The 353-nt window shown below is 62.9% G+C and carries 1 protein-coding gene; it reads right to left on the bottom strand.

Translation table 11 applies throughout. The annotated features are described in order from the left end of the window. Positions 1 to 353: hypothetical protein (locus AC1DIX_RS28440; protein WP_477328709.1), on the bottom strand; the 353-nt coding region annotated here is incomplete at both ends.

Below are 353 nucleotides of genomic sequence, written 5' to 3' on the forward strand. Positions count from 1 at the left end.
CGCCTTGCAGAAGGTCATGAAATCCCAGCTTGCAGGCGCTGCGAGCGGCGTATCCAGCGGCTCGATCTGCAGCGCACCGGTGCGTGCGGCGCTGACGGACTGCAGCTGCGCCCCGCCGCTTTCGGCGATCGCGCCCGACGTGTGCCAAAGCCCCATCTTGCAGAAACTCCACGCCGCATCCCCGGCAGGAGTGACGAAGAAGAAGCTCGCCTCCGGCATACGATTGGCAGGCTTGGCATGCAATGTCAGCTGAATGGAAAGCGCATCGCCTTCATCCAGGAACCGCAGCGAAACATACTTCGGCGCCCCATATGACGAGGATGCGCGCTCGGGCAGCGAGAGCAACATCATGT

It is taken from the genome of Massilia sp. 05N420 (genome assembly GCF_056397205.1).